The organism is Pannonibacter sp. CBAS1226, from assembly GCF_055685825.1.
On record NZ_JBVOUO010000001.1, the window covers coordinates 20,233 to 43,595 of the forward strand.

Genomic DNA, 23,363 nt, shown 5'->3' on the forward strand with positions numbered 1-23,363 from the left:
CTTGGGCCGGTGCTCCTGCGCCGTGCTGGCACTCCATTCCCTCATCCATGGTGGGGGAATGTAGCGGCGGAAGCTTGCGCCGCCCAGTTGCTCCCTGCATGATTCTGACTGGACAAATGCCATGAGCTTGTCTCGCCGGTTCGTCGAATCGGCTGAACCCTCTAAATATTAACAGGGGCAGGCAAAAAATGCCGGGTAGTTTTGTTGTTTGCGGCCGTGCTTGAGCGGGTTGTTTACGAGTTTCCACGGAAAACCGCGACCTTGCTGCGAAAATCATTAACGCGCCATTAACTTTCCGTTAACCCTTTGAGCGGCAGTGTTTGCCGAAGTGTTAACAAATGGTGACTCGCATGTCTCTGACCGACCTGCCGATGTTCCGGGCGATCAAGTCCAAAATGCAGTGGCATCAGGCCCGGCAGGGTGTGCTTGCCGAAAATGTCGCCAATGCGGATACGCCGGGATACCGGGCGAGAGAGCTCAAGGCCTTCAAGGTGGACGAGGATCTGAAACTCGCCAAGCCGGGGCTTGAGACGGTGCGCACCCAGGCGGGGCATCTGTCGGGCGTGATGCGTGCGTCCTCCGGCGGCGGTCAGATTTCGCCCAGCACCTTCGAGACGACGCCGGATGGTAACAATGTGGTTCTCGAAGAGCAGATGATGAAGGTCACGCAGAACCAGATGGAGTTCCAGGCGGCGGCGACGCTCTACAGCCGCAGCATGAAGCTTCTCAAGACTGCCATCGGCAAGTCTGCCTGAGGCGGGCTTTGAACACTTGCAAAGGAGAGTGCCATGGATCTGACCAAGACGCTGTTCGTTTCGGCTTCCGGGCTCAAGGCGCAGACGGGCCGCATCCGCGTGATCGCGGAGAACATTGCCAATGCGGATTCCACGGGCCGCACGCCGCAGGAAGATCCTTACCGCCGCAAGATTCCGACCTTCACGAACCGGTTCGAGAAGGCGCTGAATGCGGAAGTCGTCGCTCTGGGCCGGATCCAGGAAGACCAGTCGCAGTTTCCCACCCGCTACGAGCCCGGCCATCCGGCCGCCGATGCGGAAGGCAATGTGCGCATGCCCAACGTGAATTCGCTGGTGGAAAGCGTCGACATGCGCGAGGCGCAGCGCTCTTACGAAGCGAACCTGAACGTCATCGAGACAACCCGCAGCATGCTGCAGCGGACCATCGACATCCTGCGCGGCTGAGCCTTCGGCTGACGCATCTGAACCCAGAGGATAATCCATCATGGCTATTCCATCCGTTGCCGCGAATGCCTATCAGACGATGGCCCGCCTCGGACAACAGGGGCAGGGGCTTGGCGGCGGCGAAGGGGCTGCCGGTGCCTTTACCCAGACCCCGGATTTCGGCGGCATGGTGCGCGACGCTGTCAGCTCCGTCTCCGACGCGGGGCAGAAGTCCGAGGGCATGGCCCTTGGCCTTGTCCAGGGCAAGGCAGATGTGGTTGATGTGGTGACGGCCATCGCAGAAACGGAAGTCGCGCTGGAGACCATGGTCTCCGTGCGGGACCGCGTGATTGCGGCTTACGAGGAAATCATGCGCATGTCGATCTGATGCCAGATCGCGGCGGGACAAGGGGCTGACAGCCAGATGACCGGACCTGAGGTCATGGATATCGCCCGCGAGGGCATCTGGACCCTGGTGCTGGTCGCGGCTCCGGTGATGATCGTTGGCCTCGTCGTCGGCGTTCTTGTCGCGCTGTTTCAGGCGCTGACCCAGATCCAGGAAATGACGCTGGTGTTCGTTCCGAAGATCCTGGCGATCTTCGTGACCATGATCATCGCCTTTCCCTTCATGGGCAGCATGCTGAACGCCTTCATGATGCGTATTTCCGAGATGATCCTGACGACCGGTCCGGGCTAGACGGGAGGGGGATGTGACCATCCAGCTCTCTTTCCTGCCTGAAATGGCGGCTGTCTTCATGCTGATGTTTGCCCGGCTGGGCACGCTGATGATGCTGCTGCCGTCCTTCAGCGAGCAGTCTATCCCCATGCGGCTGCGCCTGACTCTGGCCCTGGCGCTCACCTTGCTGCTTTATCCCATGGCGTCCCGGCTTTACCCGGTGGGCCTGACCGAAAACATCAACCGTTTCGGGGTGATGCTGGCGGGGGAGTTCATCATTGGATTTGCCGTTGGCCTGTGCGGACGCATGATCACCGCGGCCCTGACGACCGCCGGCGTCATCATCGCCAACCAGACGGGCCTGTCCTTCGCGCTTGGGTCGGACGTGACCAATGCCGGCCAGCAAGGCGCATTGATCGGCAACTACCTGTCCATTCTTGCCGTCACCCTGATCTTCACCACGGATACCCATTATCTGATGATCGCGGCGCTGCATGACAGCTTCAGCCTGTTTCCGCCGGGCGTCGTGCTGCCGGTGGGAGACTTTGCCCGGATGGCGCAGGAGACGGTCTCCGGGGTGTTTTCCATCGCCATGCGTATCAGCGCCCCCTTCATCGTGGTGGGGCTTGTCTTCTATTTCGGCCTTGGCCTTCTCAACAAGCTGATGCCACAGATGCAGATCTTCTTCATCTCGGCACCTGTTGGCATTGCCATCGGCATCCTGCTTCTTTACGCGCTTCTGATCGCCATCATGAACAAGTACCTGGCGCATTTCACCGAGGCGATCGGCAAGTTCACAGGGGGATAGGCCGGCCTGCCGCATCCCGCCTGCGGGTGGGGGCGGCGGCTGGCTGATCCCATTCAACACGTCCGGGCATTCCGTTCGCGCTTCGGCGGACGGTGGCTTCAGGGGAAACAATGTCTGACCAGACCGACGATTCGGAGAAAACCGAGGACCCCACGCAAAAACGCTTGAAAGAAGCGTTGGAGCGAGGGGATGTCGCAAAATCTCAGGAAGTCAGCACGTGGTTCACGCTCGCCGGAACCGCGATGATCATTGCATTTCTGGCGCCCGGAGTGTTTTCCAGCCTCGGCGGCAAGCTGAAATGGTACGTGGAGCACGCCGATGCTATTCCCGCAGATGGCGGCGGGCTTGTTGCGCTATGGAGCAACACCGGGCTGGTGGTGGCTGCCGCGGTCGCTCTGCCCATGCTGACCATGATGATCATGGCTGTCATCGGCAACATGGTGCAGCATGAACTGGTCTTCTCGGCGGAATCGCTGAAGCCGAAACTCTCCAAGGTCTCGCCAATGTCGGGCTTCAAGCGGCTGTTCTCGGCCGACAGCCTGATGAATTTTCTCAAGGGCCTCGTCAAGATCGTCATCGTTTCCACGCTGATGGTCGCCGTGCTCTGGCCGGAGCGGGACATGGCGGAAGCCGTCATGTTCATGGACGAGCTGATGGTGATGGAGGAGACCCGTATTCTTGCCCTGAAGCTTATCGGTGCCATTCTCGCCGTCATGACCATCGTTGCTGCCCTGGATTTCCTTTGGCAGAAGACGAAATGGTTCAAGAAGCAGAAGATGAGCCTCCGGGAAATCAAGGAAGAATACAAGCAGACGGAAGGTGATCCGGCGGTCAAGGGCAAGATCCGACAGCTGCGCATGGAGCGCAGCCGCCGCCGCATGATGAGCGCCGTGCCCCAGGCGACGGTGGTTGTCACCAACCCGACGCACTACTCTGTTGCACTCAAATATGAGGACGGGATGGGGGCGCCTCAGGTGGTCGCCAAGGGTGTCGACGCAGTCGCCTTGCGCATTCGGGAAATTGCGAAAGAGAACAAGGTGCCCATCGTCGAGAACCCGCCGCTGGCCCGTGCGCTCTACGCGGCGACGGAAATCGATCAGTTCATCCCCGAAGAACACTTCAAGGCAGCGGCCGAGGTCATCGGCTTTGTCTACAGAATGCGGAAAACCCGGAGCTGGCGCGATAATTGACACCAGATCGGTTGAATTTAGCTGCGCGGGGCAGAATGCTGCATGAAAGACCGAATCCCGCCGGGCGGGAGGGAGAAGAGTGGTAATGAGCGACAGGGACTCACACATGGCAGAGCCGGTTGTCGACCGTGCGGAGCGGTCGGGAAGCATTGCCGCGCTGCTGCTTCTGGCCTTGGCCCTTCTGGGCGCGGCCACGGCCTTTGCGGTCATGGGCCGCGAGGCTGCAGAGCCCTATGTCCTTGCCCTGCTTGGCATTCTGGCTGTGGTCGGGGTTTTTTCACTGTTCGCGGCAGCCATCGGCCTGTTGCGCTTTTCCACGCGCGGCCGTGCCAGTCCGCTGGGCGGAGCCTTTCTCGACACATTGGAGGAGGGGGCGGTTGTCACCGACGTTGAAGGCCGTCTGATCTACGCGAACCAGGCCTATGCCGTGCTGACGGGCGCTGAAACCCCCGCTGAGGTGCGCACCATCGAACGGGTATTCTCCAGCGATCCGGATGCGGCCGATGTGATGTTCCGCCTGTCCCAGGCCATGCGCGACGGGCGCAAGGCGCAGGAGGAAGTGCGGCTTCCCACCGCACTGGACGGCGATGACAGCGGCGCCCGCTGGTACAGGGTGTCCGTGCGGCCCTTGCAGATCCCGCGCAAGGAAGGCGGCTCCGGCCGTCCCCTGATGGTCTGGCAGCTTGCCGACATCACCCGCGACCGCAGTGATCAGGAAAGCTCCTTCCAGGAGCTGCAGCGCGTCATCAATTTCCTTGATCATGCCCCGGCTGGCTTCTTCTCCTGTGATGCGCGCGGACGGATCGTCTATCTCAACGCCACGCTGGCCGACTGGCTGGGCTATGATCTGGCCCAGTTCCAGGCTGGTGAAGTGCTGCTGGCTGACATCATCCGGGGGGATGGTGCGGAGCTCGTGCGGTCTGTGCGCGGTTCTGCCGGTGAGGTGAAGAGCGAAACCTTCGATCTTGATCTCGTCACCCGCAATGGCCGGGGCCTGCCGGTGCGTCTGCTGCACCGGGTTCCCTTTGGCGCCGAAGGCGTTCCCGGCGACAGCCGCACGCTGGTGCTGAACCGTTCGCGCGGGGAAGAGGTGGCCGAGGCGCTGCGGGCGGCCGAAGTGCGCTTTGCGCGCTTCTTCAACAACACGCCGATTGCCATCGCCTCGCTGGACGCCGAGGGCCGGGTCCTGCGCACCAACGCGCCGTTCCTGCGTCTGTTTGGCCCGGTCGATATTTCCGGCTCCGGCACCCGCATGCAGGATTTCGTCGCTGAGCATGGCCGGGAGGAACTGTCGCGGGCGCTCTCTGCCGCCGCCAAGGGCATCGGCGAGATCGCGCCGGTTGACCTGCCGCTGGCCAATGCCTCTGACGGGCGCTCCGCCACCTTCTATGTCTCTGCCGTGCAGGACGGGGAAGGGGATGGCGAGATGGCCATCGTCTACGCGCTGGAGACAACGCAACAGCGGGCGCTGGAGGCCCAGTTCGCCCAGAGCCAGAAGATGCAGGCCATCGGCCAGCTGGCGGGCGGCGTGGCGCATGACTTCAACAACGTGCTCACCGCCATCATCGGCTTCTCCGATCTTCTGCTGGCGAGCCACCGGCCGACCGATCCGTCCTTCCAGGACATCATGAACATCAAGCAGAATGCCAACCGCGCGGCGGGCCTTGTCCGCCAGCTGCTGGCCTTCTCGCGCCGCCAGACCCTGCGCCCGCAGCAGCTGGCGCTCAATGATGTGCTGGCCGATCTCGCCAACCTGCTGGACCGCCTGCTCGGTGAAAAGGTGGAGCTGAAGGTGGTCCATGGCCGAGACCTGTGGCCGGTGATGGCGGACGTGAACCAGCTGGAGCAGGTGATCGTCAACCTCGCGGTCAATGCGGGCGACGCCATGTCCGACGGCGGCCGCCTGACCATCCGCACCTCAAACGTGACGGAAGAGGACTCGATCCGCTTCGACAACACGCGCGGCATGCCGCCGGGCGAATATACGCTGATCGAGGTGGAAGACACCGGGCACGGCATGACGCCGGAGATCATGGAAAAGATCTTCGAACCTTTCTTCTCCACCAAGGAGGTGGGCAAGGGCACCGGTCTTGGCCTCTCCACCGTGTACGGCATCGTCAAGCAGACCGGCGGCTACATCTTCTGCTCGTCCGAGGTGGGCGTGGGCACGGTCTTCCGCATCTTCTTCCCGCGGCACATCCCCAAGGAGCAGCCGGTCATCGAGAAGAAGATCATCGAGGACAGCGACAAGGTGAAGGACCTCACCGGCTCGGCCTCGATCCTGCTGGTGGAAGACGAGGAGGCCGTGCGCGCCTTTGCCGCCCGTGCGCTTGCCTCACGCGGTTACACCGTCCACGAAGCAGGGTCCGGCACGGAAGCGCTGGAGGTGATGGAGGAAACCGGCGGCAGCATCGATCTGGTGGTGTCAGATGTGGTCATGCCGGAAATGGACGGCCCCTCGCTCTTGCGCGAATTGCGCAAGACACGGCCCGATCTCAAGATCATCTTCGTTTCGGGCTATGCGGAAGACGCTTTCGAGGAGAACCTGCCGGAAGGCGAGACCTTCTTCTTCCTGCCCAAGCCCTTCACCCTCAAGCAGCTGGCGACAACCGTGAAGGACGTGCTGTCGAGCTGAGGCGAAGATGAGGGATGCTGTGCCGGCCGTGCTGGCACAGCTGGCCCTGAGGGGCCTCCTTCCTGCCTGATTACGGTTTGCAAAGACCGCAATAGAGCCTTTCGAGCGCATCAAGGTAAGCATCCCGCTCAGCCCCGCCGGCAATTGCCAGCGCTGCGCGCTCGAAGGCGGCGCCGAGCATGGCGGCAAGGGCATGCCTCTCGTCTTCCGGCAGCCCGGTGATCGCAGGAATCGCTGCGATGGCCTCCCGAAGCGTTGCCTCTCCCTGCTCCTTGTCCAGACACGCCATCTCCTGCATGCCCAGAACGGCCGGCCCCTCCAGCAGCAGCAGGCGGGCGCGGCCCGGCTCTGCCATGGCATCCAGATAGGCCTGGGCACCGCCGCGGAAGGCCAGTTGCAAGGACAGATCTTCCGGTGAAGCCTGCCGTATGGCCTCCGCAACGGCCGCAAGTTCACCTTCCACAACGGCCCGCATCAAGGCGGCCTTGTCGGCAAAGTGATGATACAGCGCGCCGCGCGTCACATTGGCCGCAGCCACGATGTCGGGCGTTCCGGTCTCCGCGTAACCGCGGGTGATGAAGAGCGCGCGGGCGGCGGCGATCAAAGCTGCGCGGGTTTCCTGGCGGCGCTCGGCATTGGTCCGGCGGGTTGGAAGTGATTGCATACATGCAGCCTGTATGTTAATTGAAGAGACATGCATAGTGTATGTTTTTTCAGGAGGGCTGTCGCATGAAAATCACCCAGTACTATCCGGTTCTGATGTGCGAGGATCCCGCCGGGGCATCTGCCTTCTTTCAGAGGCACTTCGGCTTCGTGCCGCTGTTCACTGCGGACTGGTATGTGCACCTGCAGCAGAAGGATAACCCGGAGGTCAATCTCGCCATTGTCGCTGCGGATCACGCAACGATCCCGCCCTCCGGCCGGGGACACGCGGCAGGATTGCTTCTCAATTTCGAAGTTGAGGATGCGGCCGGGGAATATGCAAGGCTGCGTGACGAAGGGCTGACGATCCTGCTGCCGCTGCGCGATGAACCCTTCGGCCAGCGTCATTTCATTGCCGCCGGTCCGCAGGGCGTATTGATCGACGTGATCACGCCCATTCCACCGGCGGCTGAATTTCTGGATCAATATGCACCGCAATCCGTTCCCCGCTGACGGCGGGGAGGGCGGTGCCTGAAGCCTTCAGCCCCTCTGGCGTGCCGTCAGCTGACAGGCAGGGCCGGGCAGCCGGAGGTCCGCTCAACGCGGGTCTTCAGCCCCTGCAGGCTCTGCATGGTGTTCGGGTTGCCCGGCAGCACGAAACTCTGGGCAAGGGCGGTGCGGGCATTGTTGACGATGGCGACGTCCTGAACCGCCAGCGTGCGGCAGGCTTCGCCGGTGAAGCGCACACGCACGCGGATCAGGCGGTCGCCGTTGTCCGAGGGGCCGAATTCGGCGTCAAGCGCCGGGTTGGCCTCCGTCATCTTGCGCTCGATCACCACCATGTTGGCTTCATCCTGCACAACGGGCGTGCCGCGCTCGGTGGCGCTGGCGATCAGGGCCATGCGCACCTGCTCCGGGCTGCCGGCAATCGACAGGGACTGCGCACCCTGCGGCACCGTCAGCTGCGGCTGTGGGGCAAGTGTGGTCTGCACAGGCCGCTGGGGGCCGCTCGACTGGCAGGCCGCAAGTGCCGCGGCGAGGGCAGGGACGATGATCATCTGGCGCATGGTTGCGATCCTCAAGGTAATCATGTTCAGGCTCCGGCAAGCCTAAACAGGCCACCAGTCCGGTTAACAAAGTTAGAACACATCTGGTTCCGTCACTCATAGATCGGAAAGGAGGCTTTGAAAGCTGGCTACGTCACAATCCACGCGGAAATTTGCCGCTTCCCTGGCTTTTTTCTCATGCCAGTTCGCGATGAGCCCGGCCCGCCGGGGGCAGGTCAGGCTCGCGTGGCGCTTGCGCCTCTCATGGCGTGATGCCTCCCGCATCCCGGATGCGGTGGCATCAGAATGTCTTTCCCGTGCGGAAGCCGCCGCCCGTGCCCATGGTGCTTCCGGAAGAGCCGGTTCTGAAGCCACCGCTTCCGCGCGAGCTGCCGCCGCCAAGCCCCTGACCCGAAAAGCCGCCGCCAAACGAGCTGCGGCTGGTGCCGCGGCTGCTGGTGTTCTGGCGCACATGTGCCTTGCGGGCGCGGGCCCAGTAATCAGCGCCGCTGATGGCGCCCTTGACGAGTTCGCCCAGCAGGATGGTGGTCAGGTTGTCGTCCTTGAACGAGGAACCGTAATCGTCATAGCCGTTCTGCCGGAACTGCTGGGTCACCTTGGTCAGTTCCTCGCGGCGGCGGGAAATGTCGCGCTGCAATTCCTTGTCCTGGCGGATCTCGCGGGTCAGATCCTCGATCTGCGCCTCGACATTCTGCAGTTCACGCACGATGGCATCATCCTCGCGCGAGGGGGTGTCGATGGCCTTGCGCAGAAGCGTGTGCAGATCCTCCCGCTGCAGGGCCTTGGCGAGCTCTGCGGCTGCGGCCTGATAGCCTTCGTCCTCACCATCGGTGAAGGTCTGGAGCCGGGCCTGCAGGGCGGAAAGCTCCGCCTCCTGCACCTCAAGCTGGCTGTCCAATTGCAGGAGGGCGTCCTGCAGCCCGATGGCCTCTCCCTCAAGGTCCCGCCCGGCAAGCCGTGTCAGCGTCTGGCGTTCGGACGCGGCAACCGCATCCGCCGCCTCACTGGCCAGCTCATTGCAGCGGGCCGCATGGGCCGTGAGGCGCGGAGGGATCTCGGTCAGCATGGCATAGTTCGGCCGGGCCGCATCAAACCGGATCAGACCGGCGACCCAGCGGTCGAGCGAACGCACCAGGCCTGAGTGGCTGTAGCCCGTGGTGCCGAAGCCGCGCTGCCACAGATACATGAACAGCGGGTCGTTTTCGTAGGCCTTGCCCTTTTCCTCCCGGTCCGCTTCTGCCTGGAGGGCCTTTTCCGAAGCGGCGGTGGCGGTGCGGGCGGCCTGTTCTGCCGCAGCCTTCAGCCCCTTGTGGGTCTCATCTGCGGCAAGGGCCTGGACAAGAGGCCCTTCCAGTGCCTCGATCTGCTCAAGAATGGCGGACCGGGCGGCGGAAAGCCTGTCCCGCTCGCGCATATGCTCTGCCCGCTGGCTTTCCTTGAGGCGGACCTCTTCGGCAAGGCGTGCCAGATCGGCGTTGCGCCGCTCCAGCAGCTGCCGCGCTGTCCGTGCCGCGCCTTCCAGATCGGCGCCAAGATGCTCGGCTTCCTCTGTCTCCATGCGGAATTTTGCAAGGTCCCGGAAGCCCTCGCTCATCTTCTCCGATAGCGCCGAAATGGCCCGCGTTGCCCGTTCGATACGGTGGGCAAGCTCGGTCTCCTCGCGGCGCAGATCCGCAAGGGCCTGTTCGATGGCCGAGAGTGTCTGACGTCCGCTCAGCATGGCTCAAGCCCCCGTTCCGGTGTCACCATTCGGTAATGGCCCCCTGTTCCACCGGCTTGCTCCACTCGATGCCGAGCTTGCCGCGCAGCTTCACGCCCAGTTCGGCATCCTGGACGATGCCATCCTTCGCCTTGTCGTCGCGTACCGCATTGAAAACGCTGACCGGTACCCGCTGCGCCCAGATGGTCACGGTCTTTTCCCTGCCGTCTTCCTCCGAGACGATCCGCCGTGGCAGAGGCTTGCCATCGGCACCGATCGCCTCCACCACCAGATAAAAGTTCTCGGCCGACTGATTCACATCGGGAATGCGTGTCACTCCCGTGGGCACATCCGGGCGGGAGACAATGCGAACGGTGAAGGTGGTGGCCAGCTCGCTGTCGAGTGCGGCCAGCTGGTCGCGCACCCGCCGTGCATCGGCCGCATCACCGCGCGCCAGAGCCCGTTCACCGTCAGCCGCAAGCCCTGCGGCCTGCACCTTGACCGCATCGTCCAGGGATGCGGCATTGATGGCCGCGGTCAGCCGCGCAATGTCCTGAGGCAAAGTCTGGCTGATCTCGGCCTGGAGAGCCTCCGCAGCCCTTTCACGCGGGGCCGTGACGAGGAAATGCCAGGCGGACAAGGAAATCACGAGTGCCGCCAGCGCGATCGCCGCCACGCGGGCATAGCTCATGCGCCGGATGTAAAGCAGGGCCAGAAACCGTTGCAGCCCGGCTTTGGGCGGGGCATAGACGAAACGGTCTTCCTTGAGGCTGGCAACACCCTGCAGCAGGATGTGATCGGGCACGTCAATGCCCTGTGAGGCATAGATGTCCCGCAGGCGGGCGATCAGCTGCGCATCACGGTCAGTTCCGCTCAGCTCGCGCTGAACAAGGGCCTCGTCATGGCGCAATGTGTCGACCACATCCATCGCCATCATCAGCTCGTCGAGCGGCTGTCCTGCGGCCTTCTGTGTTGCGGCCATTCCAATCCTCCGGCCCGCTGGGGCTGGTTCATCAAGTCGTGTGCGCCGGCCGGCCTGTCAAGCCGGCCGGATGGGCTCAGCCCTTGATCAGGGCCTCACCGGCAGCAAGCTTTGCCAGACGGCGCTTGCCATCTTCGACGGCAAGGCGGATTTCTTCGGAGTTTTTCGTCGACATCTCGCGCATCTCGTTGATGATATTGCGCGAATTGACCTGGAAGTTGACCACGCTGTCCACCAGCTTCTTGACCGACGCCGCCTGCACGGTGGGGCCGTAACCGGCTTTCAGCGCGGCCTCCTGCACGGCATCGCCGATTTCGGCCAGCGTCTCGAGGCTCTTGTTGACGCCGTCCTTCATGGCATTCAGCGTCGCGGTCGATTCATGCAGGCCCTGCAGGCCGGTGAAGGAGGCGTTGAGCGCCGTCAGCACCGATTCATTGGTGGAGAAGAAGCTGACCGACTGGGCATAGACCCGCTCCTTGGCGTTGGTCGTCTGCATCAGGCGCGCCATGATGACTTCGGACGTGTTGTAGCCGATGGTCAGGTTGTCGGAGAGATCCTTGGCGACCTGATAGCGCTTTTCCTCGTCCTGCATCTCGCGCATGCGCTCGTCGCGGGTGAGTTCCAGCCTTGCCTTGGCCGCAAGATCCTCGCCGCTGAAGGCCGTGACTTCGGCCGACGCTGCTTCCAGCGACGCCTTGGCGGCGTTCAGCTTGGCGGTGGCGGTGTTCAGCACTTCCAGCGCCAGAACCTCGGCCTGTTTCAGCGCGCCGCGATAGTCACGGTAGGCGTTGAGGATGGTCTGCTCACGCTGGATCTGCTCCTTCGTGTCCTTTGCGACCTCCAGATAGGTCTTGCGGATATCGTCGAAGCGGTTGGAAATGGTGCCGCGGCGCATGTCGCGCCAGCGGTTGGACAGGCCTTCCATGAAGGAAATCTTGCCGTCGGCCAGCTGGTCGACCATGGCCTTGGCGTCGTCGCGGATCGAGTTGAAGGCATCCGTGATCGCCTCGTAGCGCTCGCCGATGGTCATGGCGGCGATCTGGGTGCGGACGATCTCGTTGAAGGTGGAGGCCTGACCCAGCGTGCGGGTGATGACGGCAATCTTGTCCGGCGAGAGATCGGAAATCTGCTCCAGAAGCGCGTTGATCGGCGCATCGGCTTGCGTTTCGGGCATGAGGCCCAGATCCCTGAGAGCGCCGACGGCCCGGTCGAGATACTGCAGCGGGCTCTTGCTCTGTGCCTCGGTCATCGTCTTCCTCCTGCATCTGCGCCCCGCCGGAGGATCCGGCAGGCCTTCCGCTTGTTGCAACCAAATAGGTCAGGCTGATGACAGCAAGTCAACGCAAAGACCTGCGGGGCCATGATAATCCGCCCGCCCTGTCACATGAAGGCGACAGGGCGGGCGGGGGCATGTGACGCCTCGTTACTTTGCCGCCGCCAGAGCCACGGCAATGGCGGCAGCAAGGCGGGCATTGTTGCGCACGAGCGCGATGTTGGTGACGAGGCTGCGGCCCTTCGTCAGCTCGAAGATGTGGCCCAGCACGAAGGGCGTGACGGCCTTGCCCCGCACGTCGCGCCGGGCGGCCTCGGCAATGGCCGCGTCAATATACTGGCCCATCTCGCCGCGGCTGATCTCGCTCTCTGCCGGAACCGGATTGGCGATCAGCACGCCGCCATGGCCGCCGAACAGCTTGCGCGCCTCGATCAGGCGGGCGATCTCCCCGGCGCTGTCCATGCGGTACGGGGCGGGCAGGCCGCTCTCGCGCGACCAGAAGGCGGGCACTTCGTCCGTGCCATAAGCGATAACCGGCACGCCGCGCGTTTCCAGCACTTCCAGCGTCTTCGGGATATCGAGCAGGGCCTTGGCCCCGGCGCAGACAACGCAGACCGGCGTGCGGGAGAGTTCGTCCAGATCGGCGGAGATATCGAAGCTGGTTTCAGCCCCCTTGTGCACGCCGCCGATGCCGCCCGTGGCAAAGACGCTGATTCCGGCAGCTTCTGCCGCCATCATGGTTGCCGCCACCGTGGTGGAACCGGGACGGCCCGTCGCCACTGCAATGGCCAGATCGGCGCGCGAGCACTTCATCACGTTCTTTTCCTGGCCCAGCCGGTCAAGGTCAGCGGCATCAAGGCCGATGCGGATGCGCCCGTCGAGCACGGCGATGGTGGCCGGCACGGCACCCGCCGCGCGGATGTCGGCTTCCACCTGGCGTGCCGTCTCCACATTCTGCGGGAAGGGCATGCCGTGGGTGATGATGGTCGATTCCAGCGCCACGATGGGCTTGCCGGCAGCGCGGGCGGCCTGAACCTCGGCGGAATAGACGAGAAGATCCGCAAGGCTGGCGGGCAGGGAGGTGGACATGGTTCTTTCCTCAAGGCTTGCGGCCCGTGCCGGACCATTGCGGGGCGGCACGGCGCTGAAAGGGGGGATGGCTTTGGCCACGCCTTAAGGGCGTGCCGGCCGGTTGGTGTTCTTATAGACCTGCGGGTGCTGCAGGTTCAACGTGGGGCAGAGGCTGAAGGCAGTGCCTCAAGCGCCGCCCAGCTCAGGCCTGCCGCCACTGCGCCGGTGACGGCAAGCGTCATGGCGGCTGCGGCAAGCCCTTTCTCTAGGCTCTCGGAGAGGGGCAGGTTGCGGGCGATGCCCGCAAGCGTTCCGGCCATCAGCGCGTCGCCCGCACCGGTCACGTCATGGACCATGGCGGGAGGCGGGGTCAGGAAGCCATGAGCCTCACCCTTGGACCAGAAGAGCGGCTTTGCGCCCGCACTGATCACCACGGCCCCCGGGCCAAGGGCCCGAAGGGCGGCGCCGAGTTCTTCCTGCGGGGTATCGGAGCTGAGCCCGGCAAGGTGTGCGGCCTCACCCCGGTTGACGAAGAGGATATCAAGCCGCGGCAGGATGGGGCGAAGGCGTGCCGCCTTGGCATTCGACACCGCATCGGCCGCCAGCAGCTTGTCACCAGAAGCTTGAGCCAGCGCTTCGAGCACGGTCTGGGGCAGGTTTGCCTCGATGAACCAGAGGCCGGCTGCCCGTGCTGCCGGTGACAGATCACCTGCGAGCGACGCATCAAGGCTTTCTGTTATATCCGTATCGACCACAGCGGCGGCAAGCGAGCCATCCGGGTCATGCAGGGCCACGTAACGGCCGGTTGGCAAGGGCAGGGTGCGGACACCAAAGAGGTTGAGGCCCTCGCGCCCCAGAAGGCTGCGCAGCGCAGCGCCGTCTCCGTCATCTCCCAGCGCTCCGCTGAGGGCCACCGGCACGCCGAGCTTCGCCAGCCCCCGCGCCACATTGGTGGCAACGCCGCCGGGCATGCCCCGCATGTTGGACGGGGTGGAGGTTTCGCGGTGGATGGGCTCCTTCGCATGGGCGATCAGGTCGAGATGAATGGCGCCGAAGCAGGCCGCCGGGGCCGCTGTCTGGACTGTTCCGTTCATTGCCGTGTCTCCTTGCAAGGCCCGTTCCGGTGGAATGAGGGAAGGCGCGCGTCTGCCGGCCGCCTCAAAGGGGCACCGCTGCGGCTGTGCAGGGCGCGAACCATATGCCAGCGATTCTGCTAACCTGCCAGCCTGCTTGCGAAGCTACGTGAAAAGAACGGGCTTGCGGAAGAGCACGCAGGCGTGAACATACACGGAACTAATTGACGAAAAACGATAAAAAACAATCTTGTAAAAGATCTTGGCAAATTGGAACAAAGAGGGTACAAAAGCTGAGTTTGAAACGGCGGGTCCATCGTGGAATAAGGAGCCTCGCACATGTCTCAGAGTTCACTTCGCCTTGTAGAGAGCAGCCAGATGGACAAGACCAAAGCGCTGGATGCAGCGCTCTCGCAGATCGAACGGGCCTTCGGTAAGGGCTCCATCATGCGCATGGGCCAGGGGCAGGTGGTTGAGGTCCAGACGGTCTCCACCGGCTCCCTCGGCCTCGATATTGCGCTGGGCATCGGCGGATTGCCGAAGGGCCGTATCGTCGAGATCTATGGCCCGGAATCCTCGGGCAAGACGACGCTGGCCCTGCACACCATTGCCGAGGCTCAGAAGTCCGGCGGCATCTGCGCCTTCATTGATGCCGAGCATGCGCTCGATCCGATCTATGCCCGCAAGCTGGGCGTCAATCTGGATGATCTGCTGATCTCCCAGCCCGATGCCGGCGAGCAGGCGCTGGAAATCGCCGACACGCTGGTGCGCTCCGGCGCTATCGACATTCTGGTGGTGGACTCGGTGGCTGCCCTGACGCCGAAGGCCGAACTGGAAGGCGAAATGGGCGACAGCCTGCCGGGCATGCAGGCCCGCCTGATGAGCCAGGCGCTGCGCAAGCTCACGGCCTCCATCTCCAAGTCGAACTGCATGGTGATCTTCATCAACCAGATCCGCATGAAGATCGGCGTCATGTTCGGTTCGCCCGAAACCACGACGGGCGGTAACGCGCTGAAGTTCTATGCCTCCGTCCGCCTTGACATCCGCCGCATCGGCTCCATCAAGGACAGGGAAGAGGTTGTCGGCAACCAGACCCGCGTCAAGGTGGTGAAGAACAAGCTGGCGCCTCCGTTCCGTCAGGTCGAATTCGACATCATCTACGGTGAAGGCGTATCCAAGTCGGGTGAGCTGGTCGATCTGGGCGTCAAGGCGAACATCGTCGAGAAGTCCGGTGCCTGGTTCTCCTACAACAGCCAGCGCCTCGGTCAGGGCCGCGAGAACGCCAAGCAGTTCCTGCGCGACAATCCGGCCATTGCCGACGAGATCGAGCTGGCCATCCGCCAGAACGCCGGTCTTCTGGCTGAAGCCATCACCACCGGTGACAGCGACAGCGAAGACGCTGACGATTGATATCCCCTGCCGGTACAGGCTGCCGGTGGGATACCCCTTACGTCTGATTGTTTTGAAGACCCGCGTTTTGCGGGTCTTCTGCTGTCTGGAGCACGATTGCCGCGAGGGCTGGTCTTCTGCCCCTTGAAGGCAAGCGCCAAATGCAGCCGCCTCGCTTCTGGACAGGCCGAAGGGTGAAAGATAAAAGGCTTTGAACTGCTTGCGCGGGAAAGGCCGGGGCAGGGGGCAGGAGAGTGTCCCCGCCGGAGATATCCCGCGCTGCCGATGGATCGAGAGCGAGACCTAGATGAGCGGCGTAAACGAGATCAGATCAGCGTTTCTGGAATATTTTGCCAAGAATGGCCATCAGGTCGTGGAATCGAGCCCCCTGGTGCCGCGCAACGACCCGACGCTCATGTTCACCAATGCGGGCATGAACCAGTTCAAGAATGTGTTCACCGGCCTGGAAAAGCGCGACTACGACCGCGCCGTGACCGCGCAGAAGGTGGTGCGTGCCGGCGGCAAACACAACGATCTCGACAATGTGGGCTACACTGCCCGCCATCACACCTTCTTCGAGATGCTGGGCAACTTCTCCTTCGGTGACTATTTCAAGGAGCGGGCCATCGAACTGGCCTGGAACCTGATCACCAAGGAATACGGCCTGCCAAAGGAGCGCCTGATCGTCACCGTCTATTCGGAAGACGACGAGGCGCACGCCCTGTGGAAGAAGGTCGCCGGTCTTTCGGACAGCAAGATCATCCGCATCCCGACCTCGGACAACTTCTGGACCATGGGCGACACCGGCCCCTGCGGCCCGTGCTCCGAAATCTTCTACGATCACGGCGACCATATCTGGGGTGGCCCTCCGGGCTCGGCCGAGGAGGATGGCGACCGCTTCATCGAGATCTGGAATCTCGTGTTCATGCAGTATGAGCAGACGCCGGAAGGCCGCTTCAACCTGCCGCGTCCGTCGATCGACACTGGCATGGGACTGGAGCGCGTGGCCGCCGTGCTGCAGGGCGTCCATGACAACTACGACATCGACCTGTTCCGCGCCCTGATTTCGGCCTCGGTCAATGCGACCGGCGTTGAAGCGGATGGGGCTGCCCGGTCGAGCCACCGCGTCATTGCCGACCACCTGCGCTCCTCCTGCTTCCTGATTGCCGATGGCGTGCTGCCGTCGAACGAAGGCCGTGGCTATGTCCTGCGCCGCATCATGCGCCGTGGCATGCGCCATGCGCATCTGCTGGGCGCGCGCGAGCCGCTGATGTGGAAGCTGGTGCCCGCGCTCATCCGCGAGATGGGCCGTGCCTATCCGGAACTGGTGCGTGCCGAGGCCCTGATCACCGAGACGCTGCGCCTCGAAGAAACCCGCTTCCGCAAGACGCTGGAACGCGGCCTTGGTCTCCTCGACACGGCGACCGCCGATCTCTCCAAGGGCGGTGAGCTGGATGGCGAGACGGCCTTCAAGCTCTACGACACCTATGGCTTCCCGCTCGACCTGACACAGGACGCCCTGCGCGCCCGCGGCATCACCGTGGACACGGATGGTTTTGCAACCGCCATGGAGCGGCAGAAGGCCGAGGCCCGTGCGGCCTGGGCGGGGTCCGGCGAAAGCGCCACGGACACGGTGTGGTTCGCGCTCAAGGAAAAGTGCGGCGCGACCGAGTTCCTGGGCTACGAGACGGAGCAGGCGGAAGGCGCCGTTCTGGCGCTGGTCGCCGATGGCAAGGAAACGGACAAGCTGACGGCCGGACAGACGGGCTTCGTCATCCTCAACCAGACGCCCTTCTATGGCGAATCCGGTGGTCAGGTTGGCGACACCGGCGTCATGAAGGCTGCCGGCGTGCGTCTCAAGGTCACCGAAACGCAGAAGAAGGCCGATGGCCTCTTCATCCACGCGGTGACGGTTGAAGAGGGCACGGTGACGGTTGGCCTTGGTGTCGAGCTGGTGGTGGACCATTCCCGCCGCAGCCACATCCGCTCCAACCACTCGGCCACCCATCTGCTGCACGAGGCCCTGCGCGAAGTGCTGGGCTCGCATGTGGCGCAGAAGGGCTCGCTGGTGACGCCGGACCGCCTGCGCTTCGACTTCTCCCATCCCAAGCCGATTGACGATGCGGAGCTGAAGCAGGTCGAGGCGATTGCCAACGAGATCATCCTGCAGAACGCCCCGGTCGACACCCGCCTGATGGCGGTGGACGAGGCGATCGAAAGCGGTGCCATGGCGCTCTTCGGCGAGAAATACGGCGAAGAGGTGCGTGTGGTGTCCATGGGCACGGCGCTGCATGGGCCGAAGGCCGGCAAGACCTATTCGGTCGAGCTTTGCGGCGGCACGCATGTGAAGCGCACCGGTGACATCGGCCTCGTGCGCCTCGTCTCGGAAGGTGCAGTGGCCGCCGGCGTGCGCCGTCTGGAAGCGCTGACCGGCGAAGCGGCCCGTGCCTATCTCGACGAGCAGGACACCCGCGTCCGCGAGATCGCGTCCATCCTGAAGGTTGGCGCGGGCGAGATCACGGCCCGCGTTGCCCAGCTGCTGGACGAGCGCAAGCGCATGGAGAAGGAACTCTCCGAAGCGCGCAAGAAGCTCACCATGGGCGGGGGCGCTTCCGGTGGCGCAGACCAGCCGCGTGAAATCAACGGTGTCAAGTTCCTCGGCCGCGCGCTGGATGGCATTCCGGCCAAGGACCTGAAGGGCATGGTGGACGAAAGCCGCACCGCGCTCGGCTCCGGCATCGTTGTGCTGATCTCGGTTTCCGAAGACGGCAAGGGCAGTGCCGTGGTTGGCGTCAGCGAAGACCTGACCTCCCGCTTCAGCGCGGTGGATCTGGTGCGCGTCGCCTCTGAAGCTCTTGGCGGCAAGGGCGGCGGCGGCCGTCCGGACATGGCGCAGGCCGGTGGCCCGGATGGCAGCAAGGCTGCGGAAGCCCTGGCGGCCATCGAGGCTGCCATCGCAGGCTGACCGGCGGTTTCAACCCGCCGGGATGAGTTGGAACCCGGCAGTGCGGCAAAGTGCCTCCTCAGAGGCCCCCGCCGCACTGCCGGTGCCCGTTTGTTTTGAAATAATTGATTTTTTGCCTGTAGCTTTGCCGGGCTTCTGTCCCAAGGCTTTCGGTGCCGGCGCATCATGCCTTGAAATTGCTCAGGCGCCACGCGGGCTTGGTCAACGCGCATTGGGCCGTGTTCATTGCGTGTTGGATGTGCCGGGTTGCGTTTCTGGAGGTGCCGTTGGAGCTGCTTTTTTCTGTGCCTGCGATACTGCTTGGTCTTTCCGGCGTCTATGCGGTGTTTACGCTGACGCTGGCGGCAGCTGTCGTGCGCTATCCCGGCTCCACATATCTGCGCCTCTGGTTTGCTGTTTTCCTGCTGGCATCGGCTGGCAGTACCTGCATCGCGTTGCGGGGCACTGTGCCGCTTGCCGTGAGCGATGACGTTGGCTTTGGCCTCTTCATCATCGCTCTGGGCTTTGTCTGGCTCGGCATGCGGTCCTTCTTCGGCCGGCATGTGCCTTATCTTCTGCCCGTCATGGCTGCCCTTGGTGTTGTCCCGCTCAGCCATGCCCTTGATGAAAGTCAGGATCTGGCAGCGCTCTGGCGCCTGGTCTATGCCCTTGCAATCGCAGGTCTCTTCTACCTTTTGACGGCGTCTGAGCTGCGGCGCAGCATCCGTGAAGAGGGCCTGCCCTCGGCGCGGGCGGCTGCTGGGGTCTATACCAGCCTTTCCTTCGTTCACCTTGCGGCCCTGCCGCTGCCGTTCCTCTTCCCCGTCCGGTTTGACGGCCTCATCCCCAGCTCCGACTGGCTGTTCGGGTTGATCTTCCTGTCGTTGATGCACACTGTTGCGGCGGTGTTTCTGGGCATTGTCCTGTCGAACGAGCGTATGGCAAAAGCCATGCGTCATCTGGCGGACACGGATGAACTGACAGGCCTGCCGAACCGGCGCGCCTTCCTGCGCCAGGTCGAGCAGTCGCTGGCAACGGGGAGCGGCGGCACGCTGCTGATCGCTGACGTCGATCATTTCAAGCAGATCAATGACCGCCATGGCCACCAGTGCGGTGATGCGGTGCTGAAGAATTTTGCGGCCATGCTGGAACAGCTTGCCGGAGAGCGGCTGTTTGCGGCCCGCATCGGCGGTGAGGAGTTCGGCATTTTTCTGCCCGGTCTGACCGGCCCGCATCTGGATTTGCTGGCTGCCCAGCTTTGCCGCGCAGCCGCCGTGTTGCAGATGGAGCATGCCGGCAAGGTTATTCCGGTCACGATCAGCACGGGTGTGGCCGATACCTCTGGCTCCAACGCGTCCTACGAACAGCTGTTTGCCGAGGCGGACCGGGCGCTCTATCTCGCCAAACGCTCGGGCCGGAACTGCTTCCGCCGCCTGCCGCAGATCCGCCTGGTGCATGAGGCCGGTGCGGGGGAGAGCGGAGAGAAGGGCGATGGAAAGCGCCAGCTCGCCTGAATTCGAGGCGGGACGTTCAGGCCGGGACGCAGGTCAATTCCGTGCAGCTTTCACTTTTGCCGGTCTGGCTCCGAGCCAGACGCGCTGGCTGGCGGCATCGCGCAAGGGCGGGGCCAGAAAGTAACCCTGCGCATAGGTGCAGCCTGCGTCTTTCAGGAAGGCCAGCTGCCTCTCATCCTCAACCCCCTCGGCCACGATGCTGATCCCGAGGCCCTTCGCCAGATGGATCATGGTGTCCACAATCACAGCATCCTGATGCGAGGTGGTGACACGTGTGGTGAAAGACCGGTCGATCTTCACGCCGGTGACCGGAAACTGACGCAGATGCGTCAGTGAGGCAAAGCCGGTGCCGAAATCGTCAAGTGACAGCTGGAAGCCCAGGTCATGCAGGCGCTCAAGGGTCCTGCCGATCTGACAGGCAGAGCGGTCGATCAGCACGGTTTCCGTGATTTCGAGCACCAGCCGGTCCGGCGTCAGGCCATGCCGGACAAGGCTCTCGCGCAGCATGGCAGGCAGGTTGTCGCATTTCAGTTGGGCGAGACCCAGATTGACCGACAGCGTGCCCGCGCCAAAACCGGCGCGTTCGAGAGCGGCAAAGCTCTGGCAGCTTTTTTCGAAAAGCTCCTGCCCGAGTGCCAGCCCCATTCCGGCATCTTCCGCTATGGCGACAAATTCGAAGGGCGGCATGTCTTCGCCTTGCCGGTTCCAGCGGGCAAGGCTTTCAAAACCATGGTGGCGGCCGGTCGCGATGTTGACGATGGGCTGCAGGGCCACGGTGATGCTGCCGGCCAGAAGGGCTTCGGAAAGGGCGGTCTTGACCTCGGCCACCCGGTGCAGCCTGCGGCCGAGCTGCTCATCGAACAGGGTCCAGCCGTTGCGGCCGTTTTCCTTGGTCTTGTAGAGGGCACTGTCGGCGTTCTTGAACAGCTCGTCCACCGTGGTGCCATCGCGGGGGAAGAGAGCAATGCCCATCGAGATGCCCGGCCGGAGCATCCGGTTTCCAGCCGGCATTTCCTTCGTCAGAGCCTTGTGCAGCGTGTTGGCGACCACCTCACAGGCCTCTTCGCGCTCGAAACCGGTGACAAGCACCGCGAATTCATCCCCGCCAAGCCGGGCAAGGGTATCTTCGCCGCGCAGGGTCTGGCGCAGGCGCTTGGCCACCGTCTTGAGCACCAGATCTCCGGCATCATGGCCAAGGGTGTCGTTGATGGACTTGAAGTGGTCGACATCCAGCAGAATGAGAGCGCCCATGCGGTCCGAGGACCGGGAGCCCTTGAGTGTGCGCTGAAGCGCGGTGATGAGGACGCTGCGGTTGGCAATGCCGGTGAGGGAATCCGTCTCGGCGGTCTGGCGCACGGCCACCTCTGCGGCTTTCAGGGCGGTCACGTCGGTCCTGACGCCGACAATGTTGCCGGAGGCGGACTTGCGCTCGCGCACGTGCAGCCAGCGCCCGTTCGGCAGCTTCTGGATCAGGGCCTTGCCCGGCGGGTTGCGGTGGTTGGCAAGGCGTGTGCGCAGCCACTTTTCCTTCTCCTCCGGCGCCGTACCGGCATCCAGATACTGTCCGGCCTCCAGCCCGTAGCGCAGGATGGTCTCGAATTTCTCGCCAAGCCGGATGGCCGGAGCCGAATAGCTGTAGAGATCCTTGTAGGCGGCGTTGAAGAGGATGAGCCGGTCTTCGCTGTTATAGGCCGCAAGCGCATCGGGAATGGATTCGAGCACATCATCCAACAGCGCCCGGGCCTGATCGGCCTCGTTCTGAGCCGTCATCCAGGGGGTGTTGTTGACTGCCAGTCCAACGGCCCCGGTCACCTGTCCCTCTTTCATCAGCGGGACGAGAACAGTCTCTATGTACTGGCTTCCATCACGCGTCGTGACGTGGCGGCTGTAGCGGACACGCTCTCCCTTGAGCGCGCGCTCGTGATGCTGATGCCAGTCGGCAGCCTGGTCTTCGGGCACCCATGTTTCCACGGCCCTTTTGCCGGCCAGATCGCCGAAGGCCGCAATATCTACGCTGTTCTGAAAGACATAGACGCCCTGGACATTCAGGATCCAGGCACCATACGGCAAAGCCTCGAGAAGCTCACACAGGTCTATACCAGCCGTATCGAAATCCATGACATGCATGTCTTGCTCTCGCGCCGCCTTGGTGAGGTGCCGGAAACAGCATGCGTCCGCTTTGGAAACGTTTCGTTAAACCGATGAATAGCTATTTCATGAAGTGCCAGAAAAATTGAGTAATTTTCCTTTATTATCTGAAATTTTCCGGACTAAATCCGGATATACTATGCTCATTTATGATCTATATTCCCTTCATATATGCCGATTTCAGGGGTGTTGGCTGGTGTCTGTTTCCTCCTGTCTGGATGATAGGGCCATCTGAAGCCGCAATTGGGAAAAATTACAGAGGTCCGGAATATCTTCTCAGATCAGGCATGCAGCTGATCTTGCTCTCTCAGCCGGAGCCTGATTGGCTCCGGCTGAGAGAGGTCTTGGCGTTTCGCGCGGCCTCTCAATTGATGACAGGCAGAAGGCCCTTCGGCAGTTGATCGTAGAGCGGCTGACCCAGCCAGAAGACATCCGTCGGCCCGATGGCAAAGTCGACCACGTACCAGTAGCCGTCGACCTCGCGCTGCAGGACGAAAAGCCCGGGGCCGTCGCGGTATTCCATCTCTTCGGCAATCAGCGTCTTGCTGAGATCAATCGGCTTGCCGCCGGGGCGCTGCGGGTCGAGGATGGCGAAGGCCCAGCCATCGGCAACGCGCATATGACGGACGGAAAACTCGACCGGCGCGCCAAGGCGCACCTCCATGATCGGGCGGGCAGAGTCCAGAATGGCCGTGCGCTCCTCGCTGCCGCGCCCGGGTTCATAGGCCTTTTCCGCCATGGCGGGGGCCGTCATCATGGTGGGAAGCATGGCGCCGATGGCGAGGCAAAGGGGCAGGACCGCCTGAAACAGGGTGGCTGCCAGAAGGTGCCGCAGCTTCGCGCCGGGGCTCTGAAAGGATCGCATCGAAAAAACTCTCTGCAAACGGAATGCATGACCCCACCACTCTGGCAGGGCCGGCAGTATCCGTGCCCGATCGGCACGGAAATTTCCAGTGCCCGGTGCAGGCCCGTGTTGCCTTTGCGTCTGCTCAAACGCAAACGGCCCGGATAATACTCCGGGCCTTCAGACTGCTGACAAACCTTCTCCCTCTCCATCGTCATCCTCGGCCTTGT

The 23,363-nt window shown here is 63.1% G+C and carries 20 protein-coding genes; 11 read left to right on the top strand and 9 right to left on the bottom strand.

Annotation, left to right across the window (positions count from 1 at the left end):
* Nucleotides 1–350 precede the first annotated feature (350 nt).
* From flgB to cckA, 7 genes are all read left to right on the top strand, one after another.
* Nucleotides 351–755 (top strand): flagellar basal body rod protein FlgB, encoded by a 405-nt coding sequence (gene flgB / locus AC0CMF_RS00095; protein WP_019964568.1) that lies wholly within the window; start codon nt 351–353, stop codon nt 753–755.
* 33 nt (nt 756–788) lie between these two features.
* Nucleotides 789–1,199: a flagellar basal body rod protein FlgC gene (gene flgC, locus AC0CMF_RS00100; RefSeq protein WP_050472601.1), complete on the top strand. Its 411-nt coding sequence runs from the start codon at nt 789–791 to the stop codon at nt 1,197–1,199.
* Nucleotides 1,200–1,239: 40 nt separating this feature from the next.
* On the top strand, nt 1,240–1,566 hold the full coding sequence (gene fliE, locus AC0CMF_RS00105; protein WP_050472602.1) for a flagellar hook-basal body complex protein FliE: 327 nt from the start codon (nt 1,240–1,242) through the stop codon (nt 1,564–1,566).
* Between the two features lie 36 nt (nt 1,567–1,602).
* Nucleotides 1,603–1,875, top strand: coding sequence for a flagellar biosynthesis protein FliQ (fliQ, locus tag AC0CMF_RS00110; protein ID WP_050472603.1), 273 nt, complete (start codon nt 1,603–1,605; stop codon nt 1,873–1,875).
* A gap of 13 nt (nt 1,876–1,888) precedes the next feature.
* On the top strand, nt 1,889–2,662 hold the full coding sequence (fliR, locus tag AC0CMF_RS00115) for a flagellar biosynthetic protein FliR (protein ID WP_050472604.1): 774 nt from the start codon (nt 1,889–1,891) through the stop codon (nt 2,660–2,662).
* 110 nt (nt 2,663–2,772) lie between these two features.
* The gene (gene flhB, locus AC0CMF_RS00120; protein ID WP_050472605.1) at nt 2,773–3,852 is read left to right on the top strand and encodes a flagellar biosynthesis protein FlhB; all 1,080 of its coding nucleotides are present in this window, start codon (nt 2,773–2,775) and stop codon (nt 3,850–3,852) included.
* 85 nt (nt 3,853–3,937) lie between these two features.
* A complete protein-coding gene (gene cckA / locus AC0CMF_RS00125) occupies nt 3,938–6,487 on the top strand; it encodes a cell cycle histidine kinase CckA (protein WP_050472606.1) in 2,550 nt (849 codons plus the stop codon).
* A 70-nt stretch (nt 6,488–6,557) separates the two neighbouring features.
* On the opposite strand, the gene AC0CMF_RS00130 is transcribed toward cckA, so the two are convergent.
* On the bottom strand, nt 6,558–7,151 hold the full coding sequence (locus AC0CMF_RS00130) for a TetR/AcrR family transcriptional regulator (protein WP_374628978.1): 594 nt from the start codon (nt 7,149–7,151) through the stop codon (nt 6,558–6,560).
* 65 nt (nt 7,152–7,216) lie between these two features.
* Here AC0CMF_RS00130 and AC0CMF_RS00135 point away from each other — a divergent pair, with 65 nt between their 5' ends.
* Entirely contained in the window at nt 7,217–7,642 is a 426-nt protein-coding gene (locus AC0CMF_RS00135) for a VOC family protein (protein ID WP_050472608.1), read from the top strand.
* Nucleotides 7,643–7,689: 47 nt separating this feature from the next.
* Here the strand turns inward: AC0CMF_RS00135 and AC0CMF_RS00140 are convergent, their stop codons facing one another.
* The 6 genes from AC0CMF_RS00140 to AC0CMF_RS00165 all read right to left on the bottom strand — a co-directional run bounded on the left by AC0CMF_RS00140 (nt 7,690) and on the right by AC0CMF_RS00165 (nt 14,315).
* Complete coding sequence (locus tag AC0CMF_RS00140; RefSeq protein ID WP_472480704.1) at nt 7,690–8,220, bottom strand: hypothetical protein; 531 nt, start codon at nt 8,218–8,220, stop codon at nt 7,690–7,692.
* 256 nt (nt 8,221–8,476) lie between these two features.
* The gene (locus AC0CMF_RS00145; RefSeq protein WP_374628977.1) at nt 8,477–9,916 is read right to left on the bottom strand and encodes a coiled-coil domain-containing protein; all 1,440 of its coding nucleotides are present in this window, start codon (nt 9,914–9,916) and stop codon (nt 8,477–8,479) included.
* Nucleotides 9,917–9,938: 22 nt separating this feature from the next.
* Nucleotides 9,939–10,877 (bottom strand): DUF6384 family protein, encoded by a 939-nt coding sequence (locus AC0CMF_RS00150; RefSeq protein WP_374628976.1) that lies wholly within the window; start codon nt 10,875–10,877, stop codon nt 9,939–9,941.
* Between the two features lie 76 nt (nt 10,878–10,953).
* Complete coding sequence (locus tag AC0CMF_RS00155) at nt 10,954–12,126, bottom strand: cell surface protein (protein WP_374628975.1); 1,173 nt, start codon at nt 12,124–12,126, stop codon at nt 10,954–10,956.
* A 174-nt stretch (nt 12,127–12,300) separates the two neighbouring features.
* Nucleotides 12,301–13,239 (bottom strand): pseudouridine-5'-phosphate glycosidase, encoded by a 939-nt coding sequence (locus tag AC0CMF_RS00160; protein ID WP_058899437.1) that lies wholly within the window; start codon nt 13,237–13,239, stop codon nt 12,301–12,303.
* Nucleotides 13,240–13,376: 137 nt separating this feature from the next.
* The gene (locus tag AC0CMF_RS00165; protein WP_374628974.1) at nt 13,377–14,315 is read right to left on the bottom strand and encodes a PfkB family carbohydrate kinase; all 939 of its coding nucleotides are present in this window, start codon (nt 14,313–14,315) and stop codon (nt 13,377–13,379) included.
* 318 nt (nt 14,316–14,633) lie between these two features.
* Here AC0CMF_RS00165 and recA point away from each other — a divergent pair, with 318 nt between their 5' ends.
* The 3 genes from recA to AC0CMF_RS00180 all read left to right on the top strand — a co-directional run bounded on the left by recA (nt 14,634) and on the right by AC0CMF_RS00180 (nt 20,141).
* Nucleotides 14,634–15,704 carry a recombinase RecA gene (recA, locus tag AC0CMF_RS00170; protein WP_050472614.1) on the top strand — a complete coding sequence of 357 codons (1,071 nt, stop codon included), beginning with the start codon at nt 14,634–14,636 and terminating at the stop codon, nt 15,702–15,704.
* Nucleotides 15,705–15,990: 286 nt separating this feature from the next.
* Complete coding sequence (alaS, locus tag AC0CMF_RS00175; protein ID WP_472480707.1) at nt 15,991–18,648, top strand: alanine--tRNA ligase; 2,658 nt, start codon at nt 15,991–15,993, stop codon at nt 18,646–18,648.
* A gap of 266 nt (nt 18,649–18,914) precedes the next feature.
* Nucleotides 18,915–20,141, top strand: coding sequence for a GGDEF domain-containing protein (locus AC0CMF_RS00180; RefSeq protein ID WP_374628973.1), 1,227 nt, complete (start codon nt 18,915–18,917; stop codon nt 20,139–20,141).
* Nucleotides 20,142–20,174: 33 nt separating this feature from the next.
* Here the strand turns inward: AC0CMF_RS00180 and AC0CMF_RS00185 are convergent, their stop codons facing one another.
* Nucleotides 20,175–22,268, bottom strand: a complete 2,094-nt coding sequence (locus AC0CMF_RS00185) for a putative bifunctional diguanylate cyclase/phosphodiesterase (RefSeq protein ID WP_374628972.1) — start codon at nt 22,266–22,268, stop codon at nt 20,175–20,177.
* Nucleotides 22,269–22,653: 385 nt separating this feature from the next.
* Complete coding sequence (locus AC0CMF_RS00190) at nt 22,654–23,154, bottom strand: hypothetical protein (RefSeq protein WP_374628971.1); 501 nt, start codon at nt 23,152–23,154, stop codon at nt 22,654–22,656.
* Nucleotides 23,155–23,363 lie beyond the last annotated feature (209 nt).